General features: G+C 63.9%; 14 protein-coding genes and 3 tRNA genes. 4 read left to right on the top strand and 13 right to left on the bottom strand.

Annotated features, from left to right (window positions below):
* Positions 1–16 precede the first annotated feature (16 nt).
* Positions 17–1255 (bottom strand): muconate cycloisomerase family protein, encoded by a 1239-nt coding sequence (locus VCS63_RS11175; RefSeq protein ID WP_323879744.1) that lies wholly within the window; start codon positions 1253–1255, stop codon positions 17–19.
* A gap of 163 nt (positions 1256–1418) precedes the next feature.
* Between VCS63_RS11175 and cynR the strand changes: the two genes are divergently transcribed.
* A complete protein-coding gene (gene cynR / locus VCS63_RS11170; RefSeq protein ID WP_112966405.1) occupies positions 1419–2330 on the top strand; it encodes a transcriptional regulator CynR in 912 nt (303 codons plus the stop codon).
* A gap of 45 nt (positions 2331–2375) precedes the next feature.
* On the opposite strand, the gene VCS63_RS11165 is transcribed toward cynR, so the two are convergent.
* Positions 2376–3239, bottom strand: coding sequence for a LysR family transcriptional regulator (locus VCS63_RS11165; RefSeq protein WP_149064969.1), 864 nt, complete (start codon positions 3237–3239; stop codon positions 2376–2378).
* A gap of 108 nt (positions 3240–3347) precedes the next feature.
* Here VCS63_RS11165 and VCS63_RS11160 point away from each other — a divergent pair, with 108 nt between their 5' ends.
* Positions 3348–3740: a tautomerase family protein gene (locus VCS63_RS11160; protein ID WP_042792586.1), complete on the top strand. Its 393-nt coding sequence runs from the start codon at positions 3348–3350 to the stop codon at positions 3738–3740.
* An 83-nt stretch (positions 3741–3823) separates the two neighbouring features.
* Here VCS63_RS11160 and typA read toward each other — a convergent pair whose 3' ends face one another.
* From typA to scpB, 8 genes are all read right to left on the bottom strand, one after another.
* Entirely contained in the window at positions 3824–5647 is a 1824-nt protein-coding gene (typA, locus tag VCS63_RS11155) for a translational GTPase TypA (protein WP_063641684.1), read from the bottom strand.
* A 16-nt stretch (positions 5648–5663) separates the two neighbouring features.
* On the bottom strand, positions 5664–6395 hold the full coding sequence (truB, locus tag VCS63_RS11150) for a tRNA pseudouridine(55) synthase TruB (RefSeq protein WP_042792585.1): 732 nt from the start codon (positions 6393–6395) through the stop codon (positions 5664–5666).
* 38 nt (positions 6396–6433) lie between these two features.
* Positions 6434–6835 carry a 30S ribosome-binding factor RbfA gene (gene rbfA, locus VCS63_RS11145; RefSeq protein ID WP_006388333.1) on the bottom strand — a complete coding sequence of 134 codons (402 nt, stop codon included), beginning with the start codon at positions 6833–6835 and terminating at the stop codon, positions 6434–6436.
* 24 nt (positions 6836–6859) lie between these two features.
* The gene (infB, locus tag VCS63_RS11140; RefSeq protein WP_063961829.1) at positions 6860–9910 is read right to left on the bottom strand and encodes a translation initiation factor IF-2; all 3051 of its coding nucleotides are present in this window, start codon (positions 9908–9910) and stop codon (positions 6860–6862) included.
* Positions 9911–10001: 91 nt separating this feature from the next.
* Positions 10002–11480: a transcription termination factor NusA gene (gene nusA, locus VCS63_RS11135; protein ID WP_042792584.1), complete on the bottom strand. Its 1479-nt coding sequence runs from the start codon at positions 11478–11480 to the stop codon at positions 10002–10004.
* The gene (gene rimP / locus VCS63_RS11130; protein WP_042796853.1) at positions 11477–11980 is read right to left on the bottom strand and encodes a ribosome maturation factor RimP; all 504 of its coding nucleotides are present in this window, start codon (positions 11978–11980) and stop codon (positions 11477–11479) included. The genes nusA and rimP overlap by 4 nt, the downstream gene beginning before the upstream one ends.
* Before the next feature lie 450 nt (positions 11981–12430).
* On the bottom strand, positions 12431–14203 hold the full coding sequence (locus VCS63_RS11125; protein WP_084738607.1) for a pseudouridine synthase: 1773 nt from the start codon (positions 14201–14203) through the stop codon (positions 12431–12433).
* A gap of 35 nt (positions 14204–14238) precedes the next feature.
* Positions 14239–15549 carry an SMC-Scp complex subunit ScpB gene (scpB, locus tag VCS63_RS11120; RefSeq protein WP_416379188.1) on the bottom strand — a complete coding sequence of 437 codons (1311 nt, stop codon included), beginning with the start codon at positions 15547–15549 and terminating at the stop codon, positions 14239–14241.
* Positions 15550–15616: 67 nt separating this feature from the next.
* Here scpB and VCS63_RS11115 point away from each other — a divergent pair.
* Positions 15617–15693, top strand: a tRNA-Met gene (locus VCS63_RS11115).
* Between the two features lie 694 nt (positions 15694–16387).
* Here the strand turns inward: VCS63_RS11115 and VCS63_RS11110 are convergent.
* From VCS63_RS11110 to VCS63_RS11100, 3 genes are all read right to left on the bottom strand, one after another.
* Positions 16388–17293, bottom strand: coding sequence for a LysR family transcriptional regulator (locus tag VCS63_RS11110; protein ID WP_104653294.1), 906 nt, complete (start codon positions 17291–17293; stop codon positions 16388–16390).
* A gap of 122 nt (positions 17294–17415) precedes the next feature.
* Positions 17416–18417: a GTP-binding protein gene (locus VCS63_RS11105; RefSeq protein WP_323879732.1), complete on the bottom strand. Its 1002-nt coding sequence runs from the start codon at positions 18415–18417 to the stop codon at positions 17416–17418.
* A gap of 81 nt (positions 18418–18498) precedes the next feature.
* Positions 18499–18574 (bottom strand) — tRNA-Asn (locus VCS63_RS11100).
* A gap of 225 nt (positions 18575–18799) precedes the next feature.
* Here VCS63_RS11100 and VCS63_RS11095 point away from each other — a divergent pair.
* Positions 18800–18875, top strand: a tRNA-Thr gene (locus tag VCS63_RS11095).
* The last annotated feature ends 62 nt before the right edge of the window (positions 18876–18937 follow it).

Below are 18937 nucleotides of genomic sequence, written 5' to 3'. Positions count from 1 at the left end.
TCGGGAAGATGGTGGGTCAGGTTGCGGCGGGCTCGCCGCTGCGGCCGAAGTCGACCGTCGTCGGCGTCAGGCCTGCCCTGGCGCGGTCAAAACGGTCCAGCCGCTTTTCGTCCACGACGACACCGAAGCCTGGGCCGTCGGGCATTTGGAGTTCGAAGTCGCGCACGGCCATGGGTTGCTCGACGATGTCATCGACCAGCAGTTGCGGGCCGAACAGTTCGCACCCGTGGTGCTGGTCGGAAAGCGTGGCAAACACGTGTGCGGAAGCCGCGCTTCCCAGCGAGGTCTCCAGCATGGTTCCGCCGTACCAGCCGATGCCGGCGGCTTGCGCCACGGCTGCGACTTCGCGCGTGCGCAGCAGGCCGCCGTGCTTGGCCACTTTCAGGGAAAACACGTGGCACGCGCGCTGCGAGGCCAGCATGAATGCGTCTTGCGCCGAACATACGGTTTCGTCCGCCATGATCAGCGCGGCAGCGCCCAGCGACTGCGTCGCCTCGCGCAAAGCCTGCACGTCCCATTTGGCCACCGGCTGTTCGATCAACGTCACCCCCGCCTCCACCAGTTGCGGCAGATAGCGGCGGGCGGTGTTGCCGTCCCAGGCCTGGTTGACGTCAACTGTCATATCGGCGCGGCCGTCCAGGCCGCGCGCGATGCGGGTCACGTGCGCCACGTCATCCGCCGGGCTGCGCGCGCCGATCTTGAGCTTGAACAAGCGATGGCGGCGCGACTGCATCATCTTTTCGGCCTCGTCCAGGTCGCGCTGCGAATCACCGCTGGCTAGCGTCCAGGCGAGCGGCAAACGCTCGATCCGCTTGCCGCCCAGCAATTGCCAGGCCGGCACGCCGAGGCTGCGCGCCACCGCGTCCACCAGCGCCATCTCGACCGCGCTCTTGGCGAAGGTATTGCCTTTGCAGACCGCCTCGAAGCGGGCGATGTGATCGGCGAACCTGCGGGCGTCGGCGCCGGCTACCGCCGGAGCAAGGTATTGCTGGATCGCGTGCAGAATGGACTCGGGCGATTCTTCGTTCCACGACGGCCCGCCTATAGTGGCTGCTTCGCCATAGCCGCAAGCGCCGTTGGCGAGCCAGAGCTGCACGATGACCGGACTTTGCCGGTTAATGGCGCCGAAGGAAAACTTGTGCGGCCGGATGGTCGGAATGTCGACGATCCGCGCGTGGATGCGATCGATGCGCCACGAGGCATCGCTTTGCGTAAGCGGCGTCCGTGCCGGCGCCTGGGTTGAAACGGGTGTCATAAAGCCTGAAGCCCTGCCATGAATGATGCAGGCAAGATTAGGGCTCGGCCGGTTTTGCATCCAATGATTTATATTGCATTAATTGTTCGATATCATCGAATGATAAATCGCCAATCATCGACCGCCCCGGCCGGGCCGCGCGGCTTTACTCCTGGAGTTTCCGATGGAATTGCGTCAGCTACGCTACTTCCTCAGCGTTGCCGAAACCGAGCACCTGACCCGTGCGGCCGACGCGCTGCACGTCACGCAATCCACCCTCTCCCACGGACTGCGCCAACTGGAAGAAGAATTGGGCATGCCCTTGTTCGACCGCATAGGCAGAGGGTTGCGCCTGTCGCAGGCGGGCCGCGTCCTGAGGGATCACGCCAGCCGCGCGCTGCAGGAAATCGAGGCCGGGAAAATGGCCCTCGCGGACCTGGCTGGGCTGCAGGCCGGGTCCCTCACCATAGGCGTCATCCCAACCTTCCTGACCCATTTCGTGCCGGACGCGGTGGCCTCGTTCAGCCTGGCCTTTCCGAAGGTCCAGGTCCACGTCCGCGATCTGCGGGCCGGTCCCATCGAAGATTTGCTGGTCAGCGGCCAGCTGGACCTGGGCATTTCATTCCATCCCGCGATGCGCGAGGAAATCGAGGCACAGCCCCTGTTCGACGAACGCCTGCGCGTAGTGGTTGGCAAGCAGCACCCGCTGGCATCTCGGCGCAGCCTGCGCATGCGCGACCTGGCTGGCGTGCCGCTGGCGTTGTTGCCGCGCAGTTTCGCGACGCGCCGCATGATAGACGCGGCCTGCGCCACGGCGGGGCTGGCGCCGGAAGTCCGTGTAGAAATGGAATCGGTGGACGCCCTGATCCACCTGTGCCGGCAAGGAGAACTGGCTACCATCGCCGCCGAGCATGCGGCCGGCGCCGCCGGCTCGGAATTGAAGAGCATCGCCCTCACCGACCCTACCACCGTGCGCCGCGCAGCCATCCTGTGGCGCAAGGAAGCATCGCGCAGTCGGGCAGCGCAGGAGTTTGCCGCGCGGCTGCTGAACGCTGTGCAACGCCTGCCGGGCGCCGCGGCCGCGCCGCGCGCCTGACAGGCCGCGCGCGGGAAGGCCGCGATCACGGTGCCGATTTCGCGCCTAGCCCAGTGCCTTGACGATGGCGGCGCGCGCCAGGCCAATGAACTCGCTTTCGCCCGGCCGTGCCGGCAACAGGCGGAATTCCGCCATCGGCAAAGCTGGCAGGCCGGGCGCGCGCAGGCGGACCATGCCGGGCGCCATCGCGGATTCATTCAGGCATGCCACGCCCAGCCCCGCCGCCACGGCCAACTGCAAACCGGCCACGCCAGACGCGACATGCGCCACCGAATACGGCACGTCGCGGCGTGACAGCAGGCGCTCCACATACTGGCGCAAGGCGCAAGTTTCCGGCAACACCAGCAAGGGCAGGACATCCTCGACCGGCGGGGCGGCATCCTGCGCCGCCATCCACATCAAGGGTTCCCGCCGCAACAGCGCCCCATGCGCCCTGCCCCGCGCGGCGCCGCGCTCCATGATGCGCATGGAAATACCGACGTCGATCTCGCCGCGTTCGTAGGCCGTCTCGATCGCGCCGCTCTTCATGATGGTGACGTGCAGCCGCACCTGGGGATACTGCTCGTTGAGCCGGCGCAGCATGCGCGCCACGTCGCCGGGACGGAAATAGTCCGTGATGCATAGCCGCAATTGGCCGCGCAAGGCCACGCCGCGCAGATCCCGATAGGCCTCGTCGCTCAGGGCAAGGATTGCCCGCGCGTGGCTCAGCAATCGTTCACCCGCCGGGGTGGCGATCACGCCGGTCTTGCCGCGCAACAGCAACGGCTGCCCCGCCCGCTCTTCCAGTTTGCGCATCTGTTCACTGACGGACGACTGCGACAGGAAGACCTTGGGCGCCGCCGCCGTGAGGCTCCCCGCCTCCACCACTGCCACCAGCGTGCGCAACTGGTCCAGGTCGAATCCGGACATGGCTTATCCAACGGAATTATCGATGGATTAAATCGTAAATTCCCGCTTTTCCGATGTCAAACCAGCCCCTAAACTGATTTCGTCCTCTCACACAACAGGAGTTTCGCCATGCCTCATATCGTCGTTCACCTGTCCGGCCAATCCGATGACGCCATCAACCGCCGCGTGGTGCAGGCCGTGGCTGGCCTGACCCAATCCGTACTGGGCAAACAACTGCCCGTCATCGCAATCACCTTGCAACACATCCCCCATGATCGCTGGTTCATTGGTGGCCGCCCGCTGTCCGAACTGGGACAAAATGCCTTTCACCTGGACATCAGCGTCACCGATGAAACCAATACCAAGGCCGAGAAGGCGCGTTACATCAAGGAGATCTATGCAGCGTTCCAGGAAATTCTGGGTGAACTGCACGATTGCTCGTACGTCCACGTGATCGACGCGCGAGCGGCTGCCTATGGATATGGCGGACGAACACAGGAATACCGGCACCAGCACGGATAGTCCCGCCTGGCGAAAAAAAACCGCAGCCCGTAGGCTGCGGTTTCTCGTGCAATGGAGCGGAGCCGCGCTTCGCTTCATGCCATTTAGACAGCGGCTTCGCGCGCGGCGCGCTTGCGCTCGTTTTCCTGCAGGAAGCGCTTGCGCAGACGGATCGACTTGGGCGTGATTTCCACGAGTTCGTCGTCGTCGATGAATTCCACGGCGTACTCCAGCGACATCTGGATGGGCGGAACCAGGCGCACGGCTTCGTCGGTGCCCGAGGCGCGCACGTTGGTCAGCTGCTTGCCCTTGATGGGGTTCACGACCAGATCGTTGTCGCGGCTATGGATGCCGATGATCATGCCTTCATACAGCGCATCGCCCGGGTTCACGAACATGCGGCCGCGATCCTGCAGCTTCCACAGCGCGTAGGCCACGGCATCGCCGTTGTCCTGGCTGATCAGCACGCCATTGCGGCGCTCGCCGATGGAGCCTTCCTTGATCGGCGCGTATTCGTGGAAGATGTGGCTCATCAGGCCCGTGCCGCGCGTCAGCGTCAGGAATTCGTTCTGGAAGCCGATCAGGCCGCGAGCCGGAATCAGGTATTCCAGGCGGGTGCGGCCACGGCCGTCCGGCTGCATGTCTTGCAGATCGCCCTTGCGGCGGCCCAGCTCTTCCATCACGCCGCCCTGGTGGGCGTCTTCGACGTCGACGGTCAGCGACTCGAACGGCTCGCACTTCACGCCATCGATGTCCTTGAACACCACGCGCGGACGCGACACGGCCAGCTCGTAGCCTTCGCGGCGCATCGTTTCCAGCAGAATGGTCAGGTGCAGTTCACCACGGCCCGACACTTCGAACACGGTGTCGTCGCCCGTATCGCGCACGCGCAGCGCCACGTTGGACTTCAGTTCGCGATCCAGGCGGTCGCGCAGTTGGCGGCTGGTCACGAACTTGCCTTCGCGGCCGGCCAGCGGCGAGGTGTTCACCATGAAGTTCATGGTCAGGGTGGGCTCGTCGATGCGCAGCATCGGCAGCACATCCTGGACGGCCGTATCGGTCACCGTGCAACCGATGCCCAGGTCTTCGATACCGTTGATCAGCACGATGTCGCCGGCTTCGGCTTCGTCCACGACGATGCGCTCCAGGCCATGGAACTTCAGCACCTGGTTGATGCGGCCGCGGCCGCCCTGGCCTTCGGGGCCGAACTTGTAGGCCACTTCCATGCCGGGACGCATGCGGCCGCGGTTGATGCGGCCCACGCCGATCTTGCCGACGTAGCTGTTGTAGTCCAGCGAGATGATCTGCATTTGCAGCGGACCATTGGGATCGTCGTCGCGCTGCGGCACGTGTTCCAGAATGGCTTCGAACAGCGGACGCATATTGCCTTCGCGCACATCCGGGTTCAGGCCGGCGTAGCCCGACAGGCCCGAGGCGTAGACCACCGGGAAGTCCAGCTGCTCGTCGGTGGCGCCCAGCTTGTCGAACAGGTCGAACGTGGCGTTGATGACGTAATCGGTGCGAGCGCCCGGGCGGTCGACCTTGTTGACCACGACGATGGGCTTCAGGCCCAGGGCCAGCGCCTTGCGGGTCACGAAAATCGTCTGAGGCATGGGGCCTTCAACCGCGTCCACCAGCAGCAACACGCCGTCGACCATGGACAGCACGCGCTCGACTTCGCCGCCAAAGTCCGCGTGTCCCGGGGTGTCGATGATGTTGATGTGCGTGCCTTCGTATTCGACGGCACAGTTCTTGGCCAGAATCGTAATGCCGCGTTCCTTTTCCAGGTCGTTCGAGTCCATGACCCGTTCGGCCACCGCCTGGTTTTCGCGGAAGGTACCGGATTGGCGCAGCAACTGGTCGACCAGGGTGGTTTTACCGTGGTCCACGTGGGCGATGATGGCGACGTTGCGCAAGGCGCGAGTCATAGCGAGTCCTTTAAGTTCAGGTGGCGGGCAGCAAGCCCGCCGGCAATTCGTTCAATGCAAGCAATGCCTGCTTGGGGTCTGGCATGGCCTGCAAGGCATCCAGCGCAACGGCGCGATCCAGGGAAAACGGCCCGACGTGCGTGCGCCGCAGCGCCGTCAGGTGGGCGTAACAGCCCAGCACGCGCCCGATGTCCTGGGCCAGTGTCCGGATGTATGTGCCTTTACTGCATGCCACATCGATCTCTGCCTGCGTCCCGTTCAAGGACAGCAGTTCGATGCGGTAAATCGTGATCTGGCGCGGCGGCCGTTCCAGCTCGATGCCGGCGCGCGCATACTCGTACAAAGGCTTGCCGTCGCGCTTGAGCGCCGAATACATGGGCGGAATCTGTTCGATCGTGCCCGAGAATCGTGACAGCGCGTCGCGCAGTGCCTGTTCATCCACCGTAAACCCGGGCTCGGCGGTAGAAACGATATTGCCGGTCAGGTCGCCCGAATCGGTTTCGGAGCCAAATTGCAGCGTAGCGCGATATGCCTTGTCGGCGTTGAGCATCGCGCCGGAAATCTTGGTTGCGCGGCCCATGCAGCACACCAGCAGGCCGGTGGCGAAGGGATCCAGCGTGCCCGTATGGCCGGCTTTCGCCGCGTCCATGGCACGCTTGGCGCGTTGCAGGGCGTGATTACTCGACAAACCTACGGGTTTGTCGAGCAACAGCACACCGTCGAGCGTAAGCCCGCGTCGTTTAGCCATCGTCGGAATCCGGTTTTAAAGCAGTGACGACAGCCCGATCAGGACTGGTCTTCAGGTTCGTCGGGCACGCCCGAGTGCGGGCCGGGCCGATTTGCGCGGTCGATGAGGATCGACATCTCGATGCCACGGGCGATTTGCTCGTCGTGGAAGAAGCGCAAAGTGGGGACAGTATGTATGTGCAGCAGCTTGTACAGCTGGGAATGCAGCCAACCGGCTTTTTCGTTCAGCAAGGCGGTCGCGGCTTCGGGCTCAGCACCCAAAACCGTGAAATACACCTTCGCATGCGCGTAGTCGGTCGACAGTTCCACACCAGAGAGCGTGATCAGTCCAGCGCGGGTCGTGTCGATCTCGCGCTGAATGATCCCGGCCAGATCCTTCTGGATCTGGTCGGCCAACCGCAGATTGCGGCCGGGGATGGCTTTGGACTTGTGACGGCTCATTAGAAAAAATGCCTCGCGGACGCCTTACAGCGTACGCGCGATTTCCTTGATTTCAAAGACTTCCAGTTGGTCGCCCACCTGGATGTCGTTGTTGCCGCGCAGCGTAAGGCCGCAGTCGAAGCCCGACTTGACTTCCTTGACGTCGTCCTTGAAGCGGCGCAGCGAATCGAGCTGGCCGGTCCATTGGACCACGTTGTTGCGCAGCAGGCGGACTTGCGAATCGCGACGCACCAGGCCGTCCAGCACCATACAACCGGCAATATTGCCGATGCGGGAGATGCTGTAAACCTCGCGGATCTCGACCAAGCCGATGACTTCTTCCTTCTTCTCGGGCGCCAGCATGCCCGACATGGCTGCCTTAACTTCGTCCACGGCGTCGTAGATGATGTTGTAGTAGCGCACGTCGATGCCGTTGGTCTCGGCCAGCTTCTTGGCGCTGGCTTCGGCGCGGACGTTGAAGCCGATCACGACAGCATTCGAGGCAATGGCCAGGTTGATGTCGCTTTCCGAGATGCCGCCCACGGCCGCGTGCACGACCTGCACTCGCACTTCGTCGGTCGACAGCTTGGTCAAGGACTGCACCAGCGCTTCCTGCGAACCCTGGACGTCGGTCTTCACGATCAGGGCCAGGGTCTGCGTGCCTTCGCCGAGGTTGTCGAACATGGACTCGAGCTTGGCGGCCTGCTGGCGGGCCAGCTTGACGTCGCGGAACTTGCCTTGGCGGAACAGCGCGATTTCTCGCGCCTTGCGCTCGTCGGACAGCACCATCAATTCGTCGCCGGCGGCAGGCACTTCGGTCAGGCCCTGGATTTCCACCGGGATCGACGGACCGGCTTCCTGGATGGGTTTGCCGTTTTCGTCCAGCATGGCGCGCACGCGGCCGAAGCTCGCGCCGGCCAGCACCACGTCGCCGCGGTGCAGCGTGCCGCTTTGCACCAGGATGGTCGCGACCGGGCCGCGGCCCTTGTCGAGACGGGCTTCGATCACCAGGCCCTTGGCGGGCGCGTCGACCGGCGCCTTCAGTTCCAGCACTTCGGCCTGCAGCAGCACGTTCTCGAGCAGATCGTCGATGCCCTCGCCGGTCTTGGCCGACACGGACACGAACGGCACGTCGCCGCCGTATTCTTCCGGCACCACTTCCTCGGCCACCAGTTCCTGCTTGACGCGGTCGGGGTTGGCAGTGGGCTTGTCGATCTTGGTCATCGCCACGACCATGGGCACACCTGCGGCCTTGGCGTGGTGGATGGCTTCGCGGGTCTGAGGCATCACGCCGTCGTCGGCCGCGCAAACCAGGATGACGATGTCAGTCGCCTTGGCGCCGCGGGCACGCATGGCGGTAAACGCTTCGTGGCCCGGGGTGTCGAGGAAGGTCACCATGCCGCGTTCGGTCTGAACGTGGTAGGCGCCGATGTGCTGCGTAATGCCGCCGGCTTCGCCCGCGGCAACCTTGGCGCGGCGGATGTAGTCCAGCAGCGACGTCTTGCCGTGGTCGACGTGGCCCATGACGGTCACGACCGGCGCGCGCGGCAGCTGTTCGGCTTCCGACACGTTGGAGGTTTCGTCCAGGAAGGCTTCCGGATCGTCCAGCTTGGCGGCGATCGCCACGTGGCCGAGTTCCTCGACCACGATCATGGCCGTTTCCTGGTCCAGCACCTGGTTGATGGTGACCATCTGGCCCAGCTTCATCAATTGCTTGATGACCTCGGCGGCCTTGACGGACATCTTGTGGGCCAGGTCGGCCACGCTGATGGTTTCCGGCACGTGGACTTCACGCGCGATGAATTCCTGCGGTGCCGGTTCGCTGCGGCGATCGTTCTGCTGGTTGCGGCCGCCTCGGCCGCCCTTGCCGCCACCCTTGCCGCCAGCGCGCCAGCCGTCACGGCTGGCCGGGGCTGCCGGTTTGTCGGCGGGCTTCTTGCGCGAGGAGTCCTCGGACCAGGTCGAAGCGACTTCGGCCGTCTTGATGGTCTTCTTCGCACCGGGCGCGGCGGGCTTGGCGTCCTTCTTGGCGCCAGGAGCGGCGCCCGGCTTGCCGGCGGGCTTGTGCAGCGTGCCCGAAATCGGCGCCGCGGCGGCGGGCGCTTCCGGCTCGGGAGCGCGCAGCACCTTGCGCGGGCGGTTCAGCATCTCGCGCAGCGCGGCGGCTTCGGCCTCGGCGGCGCGGCGAGCCTCGTCGCGAGCCGCCGACGTGGCGGAGGCGGCAAGAGGCGGGCCGGCGCGGCGGTTGTCCGCACGATTGCCCACCTTGACGGCGGGCGCGGCGGGCTCGGGCTTCGCGGCGGACTTGACGGGTTCGGACTTCGCGGCAGGCTGAGCCTGGGCGACAGGCGCGGCGGCCTGGGAGGAAGATGGTTCGGACTTATTGGCTAGCACAACGGGTTCCGGCTTGGCTTCTTCAGCCTTGGGCTCGGTGGATTCAGTCTTGACTTCGGGCTTGGCCTTTTCGGCCACGGGCTCGGCAGGAGCAGGCGCGGGCGTCGGTTCGGGTTCAGGCTGGGCCTGGACTTCGGCGGCTTTCGCCTCGACGGGTGCGGGCGCTTCGGCCGCGACGGATTCAACAGGAGCGGGCGCTTCAACCGGCGCGGGCGCTTCTGCAGCAACGGGTTCTTCCGCCTTGGCCGGGGCTGCAGCCTCGGCCTGGACGGGAGCGGCCTCGCGAGGAGCGGCCGTGGCGGGAGCCTCGGGCGCGGCGGCAGGCGCCGACACCAGCGGCGTCTCTTCGACGGCGGCCTCTTCTTCGGCACGCGCGGACGCGGCCTGTTCCAGGGCGATTTCGGAGGGATCACGCTTGACGAACACGCGCTTTTTACGCACCTCGACCTGGATCGTGCGCGAACGGCCAGTGGCGTCGGCCTGGCGGATCTCGGACGTCTGGCGGCGCGTCAGGGTGATCTTCTTGCCTTCGGTCGCGCCGTGGGCGCGACGCAGCGATTCGAGCAATTTCGCCTTGTCGCTGTCGGTGACGGAATCGTCGACCGATTTGAGGTCAACGCCGGCCGAGCGCAGCTGTTCCAGCAGCACATTGGCAGGCATTTTCAGCTCGGTAGCGAACTGCGCGACGGTATTACTCGACATTAGGCTCTCTCTTCCCTATATGCAGCTATTACAAACAACGTGAACTCGCGGCGGATGGCATTCCGCCCGCCGCGGACCCGTGTCCTTTTGGTTATTCTTCGTCGAACCAATGGGCGCGGGCACGCATAATGAGATCGCTGGCTTCCTGTTCGGTCAGACCGGCGATTTCCGCCAGTTCGTCCGTTGCCAGTTCAGCCAGATCATCACGCGTATGCACTTGGCGCTCGGCCAGCTTGGCAGCCAGCTCGGGCGTCATGCCTTCGAGTTCAAGCAAATCCTGCGCGGTCTCAAGGCGCTCTTCCTGGGCGATCGCCTCGGTCAGCAGCGCATTGCGGGCACGGGCGCGCAACTCATTGATGGTGTCTTCGTCAAAAGCCTCGATTTCCAGCAGTTCCTGCATGGGCACGTAGGCGATTTCCTCGATACCGGTAAAACCTTCGTCGATAAGGATGTCTGCGACTTCCTCGTCGACGTCCAGCTTGCTCATGAACGTGGTGCGCAGGCCGGACCGCTCGACTTCCTGGCGGTTCAGGCTTTCTTCCGGCGTCATGATGTTGATCTGCCAGCCGGTCAGCTCGGAAGCCAGGCGCACGTTCTGACCCTTGGCGCCGATGGCCTTGGGCAGGTTTTCTTCGTCCACCACGACGTCCATCGCGTGCTTGTCTTCATCAACGACGATGGACTCGACGTTGGCCGGCGCCAAGGCGCCGATGACAAACTGCGCGGGGTCTTCCGACCACAGCACGATATCGACCTGTTCGCCGCCCAGCTCGTTGCGCACGGCGGTAACGCGCGAACCGCGCATGCCCACGCAGGTGCCGATCGGGTCGATGCGCTTATCGTATGCCACCACGGCGATCTTCGCACGCACGCCGGCGTCGCGGGCCGCGGCCTTGATCTCCAGCAGGCCTTGCTCGATCTCGGGCACTTCATTCTCGAACAGCTGGCGGATGAATTCCGGCGCGGTGCGCGACAGGATCACCTGCTGGCCACGAGCGGCGTGGTCTACGCGCAACACAAAAGCGCGGACACGATCGGCCACCCGGAGGTTTTCCTTGGGGATCATTTCGGAGCGCGGCAGGCGCGCTTCGATCTTGCCGGTTTCGACGATGGCGTCGCCCTTGTCCATGCGCTTGATCGTGCCGGACACGATGGTCTCGCCGCGATCCAGGAAGTCGTTCAGCACCTGTTCGCGCTCGGCATCGCGGATCTTCTGCAGGATGGCCTGCTTGGCGGCCTGCGCGCCGATGCGGCCGAACTCGATGGGTTCGAGCGGCTCTTCGATGTATTCGCCTTCCTTGATGCCGGGGACGATTTCCTGCGCGTCCGACAGCATTTCCTGCTTGTCGGGTTCTTGCAGGCCAGCTTCGTCAGGCACGACCAGCCAGCGGCGGAAGCCTTCGTGATCGCCCGTGTCCCTATCGATGGCGACACGAATGTCCGCATCATCCTTGAAGCGCTTTTTCATCGCCGAGGCCAACGCGCTTTCCAGCGCGCCGAATACGACGTCGCGCGTGACGTTCTTTTCACGCGCCAAGGCATCGACCAACAGAAGAATTTCGCGACTCATCGCTTTTTGCCCTTGAAATCCAGAACGGGATCCAGTTTTGCACGTTCGATATCATCGACCGTGAAATTCAACACCTGGACTTCGTTCTTTTTTGCCTCAAATTCGAGACCGAACACGGTCTTTTGCACCCCAGCGGCCGCGTCGGAGGCTGCGGCGTCGTCTTCGGGCACCGACAGGGTGCCGGCAAAGACCTTACGGCCGTCCAATGCCTCGCGCAGCTTGATTTCGATGCGCTCGCCTGCGAAGCGCCGGAAATCGGCCTCGTTGCGCAACGGGCGGTCCACGCCCGGCGAACCGACTTCCAACCGTTTGTAGTCGACGTTTTCGACCTCAAACACCCGCGACAACTGGCGGGACACCTGTTCACAGTCTTCGATGCGCACACCGCCGACCCGATCGATCGTGACGCGCAAAAGGCCCAGGGCGGCACGCTCGACGTCCACGAGTTCGACGTCCATGCCGGCCAGAGCCTCTTTGGTCAATGCGAATAAATCAGCCATATACTCAAAAAAAATGGGCTGCACGCCCAGCCCACCGTATTGCACAGCGCCCAGCCGCTACCCTACTGCACGTAAGGAGCAATGCTGGGCAGTGCCCTATATTGCGACCTAAATTTGGCTTGCGCCGCCCCAGGCCAGTCCTGACCCGCCGCCCCGGTCCGCAATCCGGACCAGGCGGCATCTGGCGCAAAGTCCGATGCCAACCGCCAGGCTGCCGCCGACGCACTTTTGCGCGTAATTGCCGCAGTTTGTCCCGCGCTTTTTTCCCGCGCTTGCAATCACAGTTGCAATGCAGCGCGGCCCTGCGGCACGCAAACGGCAACGACACGAAGCCATGAAAACCATTGATTTTACCAGATAAACTGGAAAAACGCCTGATTCCTCACGGGCTTACGTTTATGTGGGACATATCCCACGCGGCGGCGCGGCCAGCGCGCCGCCCGGAGGTGCTCAACGCCCCTGGCGACCACGCCCGCCCATCACGCCCAGGCGGGATTCGTGCGCGGATGCGCCGCGCGGTTGCCAGTCATCGCCGCGGGGGGCGGACGAGGCATTGCGGGGCGCGCGCGGCTTGCCGCCAGCACCCGGACCCTTATTGCCGGAGCCGGCCGACTTGTTACCGCCCCGGCCGCCGCCAGCACCCGCCGGCTTGCCGCCACGGCCAGCGTTGCCGCGAGGTCCGGCAGGCTTGCCGCCCGCCGGCCGGCGATTGCCCGCCGGCGCTTCGGCCGCATTGCCAGCGCCCACTTCGGCCGATGCGACATTGCCAGGCTGCCCTCCGGCTGCCGCAGCACGCGGACCACGCGGCTTGCCACCCGATTTACCGCCCGGCTTGCCGCCTTGCTTGCCGCCCGAACGGCCACCAGGCGCCGCCGAACGGCCGCCGGACTTGCCGCCCTTGCGATTACCACCCGCCCCCTCTCCCGACAGCGGATGACCGTTGGCATAGCCGCCTGCGATCATCAAGCCCGTGCCGAATGGGTCCGACGGACACGCGGCTGCCTGACCCGCGCTGCCCAGGCGGCCACCTTGCAATTTGCCGCGGCGGCCGATGCGAGCGCCATTCATGCCATTGCGATCCATGGTGCCAAAGCCCGGGGGCAAGGCGCTGTCATGGGACTGTGGCTGCTTGGAACGGCGGCGATTGCCACCAGATTCGTCGTCATCGCGCAACAGGCCCAACTGGACCATCAGCGCCGTAACCAGGGAGGGATCCAATTCATCCCAACGGCCGCGGCGCAGCGTGCGCGGCAGGACCACGTCGCCAAAGCGCGTGCGGATCAGCCGGCTGACCGTGACACCCACCGCCTCGAACATCCGGCGCACTTCGCGATTACGGCCTTCCTGCAGCGTGACGCGGTACCAGCGGTTGCTGCCATCGCCACCCAGGTAGTCCAACGCGCCAAACGCGGCCAGACCGTCTTCGAGCTCGATGCCATCGACCAGCGACTGGCGCTGGGCTTCGTCCATTTCGCCCAACACGCGGACTGCATATTCGCGCTCGGTACCGTAGCGCGGATGCATGATGCGGTTGGCCATGTCGCCGGAAGTGGTGAAGATCAACAGACCTTCGGTGTTCAAGTCCAGGCGCCCCACCGACAGCCACTTGCCCGTGCGCAGCTTGGGCAGGCGGGCAAAGACGCTGGCGCGACCGCCCGGATCGTCGTGGCTGACGATCTCGCCGGCCGGCTTGTGATACAGGATCACGCGCGGCGGCTTTTTCGTATTCACGCGCATGATGGGCTTGCCATTGACGCGCACTTGATCATTGGGCGCCACGCGCTGGCCGATATGGGCCGGCTCGCCGTTGACGGAAACCCGTCCGGCGACGATCAGCTCTTCCATCTCGCGGCGCGAACCGATGCCGGCGTCGGCCAGCACCTTGTGCAGCTTGGGCATGACCGAATCGCTGTTCAGATACTTACCCAGGCGCTGCTCCATGCGGTCAGCGGTTTCCAGATAGGACAACGCTTGCTCGGCTTCCTGCTCGGTGCCGCGGGATTCCTGGGGTTCGGCCTGGACGGCTGCCGGCGCTGCAGGCTGGGCTTCGCCCGCCGGCGCCTGCTCGGCAGCGGCATCGCCGCGACGGCGGCGGAACGGCGTTCTCAACTTGCGGCCGCGGCCACGGGCACCCGCCTCGCCTTCTGCCGCCGGCTCGCGCGCGGCGGACTCCGGTTGGCCGTTGGAAACGGGATCATCCGAACGGGGATTGTCGTCCTGCATTGTTGTATTCGTTGTCACTGGGACAGCTCCGAATTTCAAACTTGGGTGGGCCTGCCTGCGGCAGGCTCTTCATCATCTGGGGACACCGGCTCTCGGTCGGCCTCGGGCCGCTCGAAACCTGCCTCGTCCGATTCCGGAGAGGCGGCATCCGGGCCAGGCCGAACAGGATCGCCAAGACCGGAAGCGGGCTCATGCCCGGCGGCGTCAGGCGCCACGGTGTCGGTCTCGTCAATCGGGTCGGTCGGTTCCGCGTGTTTTGCGTTCTCGACGCTTTCCTTTGCAGCACCGGCTTCTAGGGCATCGGCGGCTATATCGGAAATGTCGTTGTCAGCCGCGTCGTCGGGAAAACCGGACATGGCTGACGTATTGGACAAGCCTTCGGCTTGCTCCCGGACGGTGAGTTCGTCTGCGGGATCCGCGCCTTCTTCTGTGCGCGAAAGCACGGATTCTACGCTATCGACGGGGGCTATGGGTACATCCTGTTCCGAAACAGACAATTCCGCAACCGGAATACTCAAGCCAGCCTCGTCAGTTTCTTGCGCCACGGCGGATGCCTCGCCTTCGGAAGCCTCTTCGCCTTCGGAAGCCTCTTCGCCTTCGGAAGCCTCTTCGCCCTTGGAAGCCTGCTCGCCCTCGGCAGCAGCCTCACCCTCCGTAACCGCCTCGTCCCTGACCACGGCCTCATCCCCGGCGGTGGCCTCGGACTGCTCCGCAGCCGCTGCACCATCCCCGGCGGGCGCGTCGCCCTCGCCCGGAGCCAGGGGCTCTTCCGTGCCCATCACCTGCTGCACTTCGCCCAAGTCCAACCCGGCAAGCGCCGCAGCCGCCTGAGCAGACTCCAGCGCAGGCAATTCGTCCAGAGCACGCAGGCCCAGGTCATCAAGAAACTGACGGGTAGTGCCGAACAAGGCAGGCCGGCCCGGCGCATCGCGGTGGCCGATAACCTCGATCCAGCCGCGATCCTCGAGCGCCTTCACGATCTGGGAAGACACCGTGACGCCGCGGATATCCTCGATATCGCCTCGAGTCACCGGCTGGCGCCACGCAACAATGGCAAGCGTTTCCATCACCGCGCGAGAATACTTCGGTGGCTTTTCCGGATTGAGGCGCTCCAGGTAGCGCTGCATGCGCGGACGGCTCTGAAAGCGCCACCCGGTAGCCAATTGCACCAGCTCCAGACCACCATCGGCCCAATTGGCCTGCAGCGTCTCCAGAAGCGTGCGCAACGCACTGTTATCGAATTGTTCATCGTCCCCGAATAGCTTGCGCATATCGGACAGTTGCATCGGCTGCGCCGCGCAAAGCAGCGCGGTTTCCAATACGAGTATTGCCTCGCTATCGTTCATCGACATTCAAATTCAAAAGGGCTAACTTGCGCTAGGTTAAAAATAAGGCTACTATTCATTTCTCAGACGCGGGGTGGAGCAGTCTGGCAGCTCGTCGGGCTCATAACCCGAAGGTCGTAGGTTCAAATCCTGCCCCCGCAACCAAATTGATCAAGGCCTGGCGAATGCGCCGGGCCTTTTTCATTTGCGGCGCCGGTAAAAGTTTGCGAAAACAGCAAACCCGACAGCGCCCGCCCGCCCAGCACGCCCGCACAGGCACCCACCGCCGCACCGACGGCCTGGGCGGCTCGCCAGCAAAAGATAGCGTGGGTTTGCGAATTTCTCACTGGATTCCTGTGTTTACCGCCACGCGCCCCGGATACACGTATCCCGGGCATGCGCCGAAACGACCGCGCCAATCGGGATTGGGCGGAATGCCTGCCACGACCCGCGCAGCAAACACTCAAGCAAATTCTGGAAAAGCCGGCACAAATCGCCGACCAGCCTGCGGAGCACGCCAGCAAACCGGCGTTATCTTCCTGCGGCAATCGATATCAAGGACCTGAATCTTCAAGGATCGGGCTCCGTGGACGGCGAACAGACCGCCGCAAACCACACACCCGACACGCTCCCCCGGTGCACACGGAAACCGATTCCGCGATGCCGCGCCCCATTTCGGGCCGCAACCACGATTCTTGGATATTTTCTAAGACCACATGCGCGACGGACGCCAGTCCGCTGCATACGGCAGCCGGAAAACCCCCGAAGCCACCGCGCCAAGCATGTTCAAGCAGTAATGTGATTATACCGCCATATACCCCGCCCTCAAGCCTGGACGGCGTCATCCGAGGCGCGAAAACTACGGAGCAGGCTTGTCCCACGGCGTGGATTCAAGGCGAGCCACCAGAAAATCCAGCATGGACCGCAAGATCAAGGGCATCTGACGGCGCGAGACGTAAACGCCGTAGATACCCAATTCCTGAGGCTTGCTTTGCGTCAGGATGGCCCGCAAACGGCCCGACGCAATGTAGTCCGCAGCGTAGTACGTCGGCAGCATGGCGATCCCCGCCCCCTCCACCGCCGCGCGCGACAGCACGGACACCTCGTTCGCGCTGATATTGCCGCTGACTGGCACATCCACCGGCTCGCCGTCTCGCTCAAATCGCCACAGGCTCTTGCCGAAATAGGAATGAGTCAGGCAGTTGCGCAACGACAGATCCTCGATACGCGCAGGCACGCCTTCGCGCTGCAGATATTCCGGCGAAGCACAGACCACCGAACGGCAGACGGCGAGCTTGCGGGCAATCAGGTTGGGATCCAGGTCATTCGTAATGCGCACCGCCAGATCCACGCGCTCTTCCACCAGATTGACAGCGCGATCGACCAGCATCAGGTCCACCGAAGTGCCCGGATGCAGCTTGACATAGTCGGTGATGGCGCTGGCCAGATGGCGGGACCCGAACGACATGCTGGTAGTGATGCGCAACAGCCCCCGCGGGCTGTCATCAGGAGTCGATACCGCATTGCGCAGATCACCCACCATGTCGAGCATCTGCCGGCAGCGCGGCAGGGTTTCAGCGCCTGCGGGCGTCAGGCTCAGACGCCGCGTCGTGCGATGCAACAAGCGCACCCCGACCCACTGCTCCATTTCCGCCAGATAGCGCGACACCATGGCGCGCGACATGTCCAGATGAATCGCCGCCGCCGACAGGCTGCCCCTGTCAGCGACCTCCACGAATACCTGCATGGCCTTCAGACGATCCATGATTGTCTCGATTCTTGCACCAGACTGCTCCGGTTATAACGTATTTTGGTGCAACGACGACACCAAAATCGAGACCGCCAACCAGAGGATGCAGGCAGGGCCGGGCAATCCGGCGCAGGCAGTCAGGGAACAGGCTGCCCCAGCGCGGCGCACACGGAAGCGTGAACTCCAGCCGCATCCGAACCACGCAGGATGCACACGAGGCGCGACTGCCGATCCGCATCCGGCCATTGATCAAGGCGACGCACCGGATAGAGCTCGCCATGCACGCCATGCACTTCGCACGGCAGCGGCTCCCCATCGAAACACACCAGCCCCTTCATCCGCAGCAAATCCTGGCCGTGCTCCTCCAGGATGCGGGACACGCCCGCGAGAAAGGCCGCGCGCCCAAGCGGCACCGCCAATATCAGGGAAAAACTGCTCACGTTTCCATGCCCTGTCGCCCGGGGCTGCGCGAAGGGCCGCAGCCAGTTCGCGAGACCCACGCCATCGCGCCGGCCCCGCATATCCAGATCCGCGCGAAGCGCACCGGCAAGAGGCGCATCAGGCCATTGCACGCAACCCAGCGCCCCCGGATTGATGGCGGCGACAGCCTGCGCCAGCCGATCCCGGCTGGCGGCATCCGCCAGATCCGGCTTGCTGATCACCACGACATCGGCCAGGGCCAACTGCCGCGCAGCCTCGGGCTGCCGCTCTAGCTGATCCAGCCCATTGCGCGCATCCACCACGACGATCGCGCCCCGGTACACATACCGCTCAGCCAGGAAACGGTCGTGCTTGAGAGTAAACAGGATGGGAGCAGGATCGGCCAGCCCGCTGGTTTCGATGAGCACACGTCGAAAGGGCCTGATCTTGCGGCTGAGCGCCAACATGAACAGCTCGCGCAGCGCATCGACCACCGCACCACTGACGACGCAGCAAAGGCAGCCACCTTCGACGAGCACAATGTTGTCGCGAGCCTGGCGCACCAAGTGGTGATCGACGCCCACTTCGCCGTATTCATTGACAATGACCACCGCGTCCGCATAAGCGGGATCTCGCAGCAGCCGGTTGAGCAACGACGTTTTGCCGCTGCCCAGGAAACCGGAAATCACCGTCACGCCGATGCGCCTGTCGCCTTCCATGTCCGATCTTCCACGTCCGCCAATCCGATGCCGACAAAAACCAAAAGGGCCATTCACTTGCGTGAATGACCCTGAATTCTTTGGCTCCCCGAGCTGGGCTCGAACCAGCGACCTGCGGATTAACAGTCCGTCGCTCTACCGACTGAGCTATCGGGGAACTGCTAAGAAATGAGATTATGAACTAAAAATTTGAACTGTGCAAATCGCAAATTTTTCGGGGCATTTTGCACGCCTGCTTGCCCATCGCCAAAAAACTCTGATATGATCTCGGTCTTTCCAGATCGGGCCCCAAAAATCAGGGCAGCGAACCGGAAAAACAAAGATGTTTTGCTTGCGGTTCCAGCCCTGGACGATTCCAAGCGGGAACGAAGCAAATGGTCTTGCCGGCATAGCTCAGTTGGTAGAGCAGCGCATTCGTAATGCGAAGGTCGTAGGTTCGACTCCTATTGCCGGCACCAGATTCCAAAAAGCAGCCCTCTCGGGCTGCTTTTTTCATTTCCGCGCCCTGCCCGCCGCGGGA

The sequence above is a fragment of the Achromobacter sp. D10 genome, from assembly GCF_035282245.1.
Taxonomy (GTDB): domain Bacteria; phylum Pseudomonadota; class Gammaproteobacteria; order Burkholderiales; family Burkholderiaceae_B; genus Achromobacter; species Achromobacter insolitus.
This window is presented reverse-complemented; position numbering and strand designations above follow the sequence as displayed.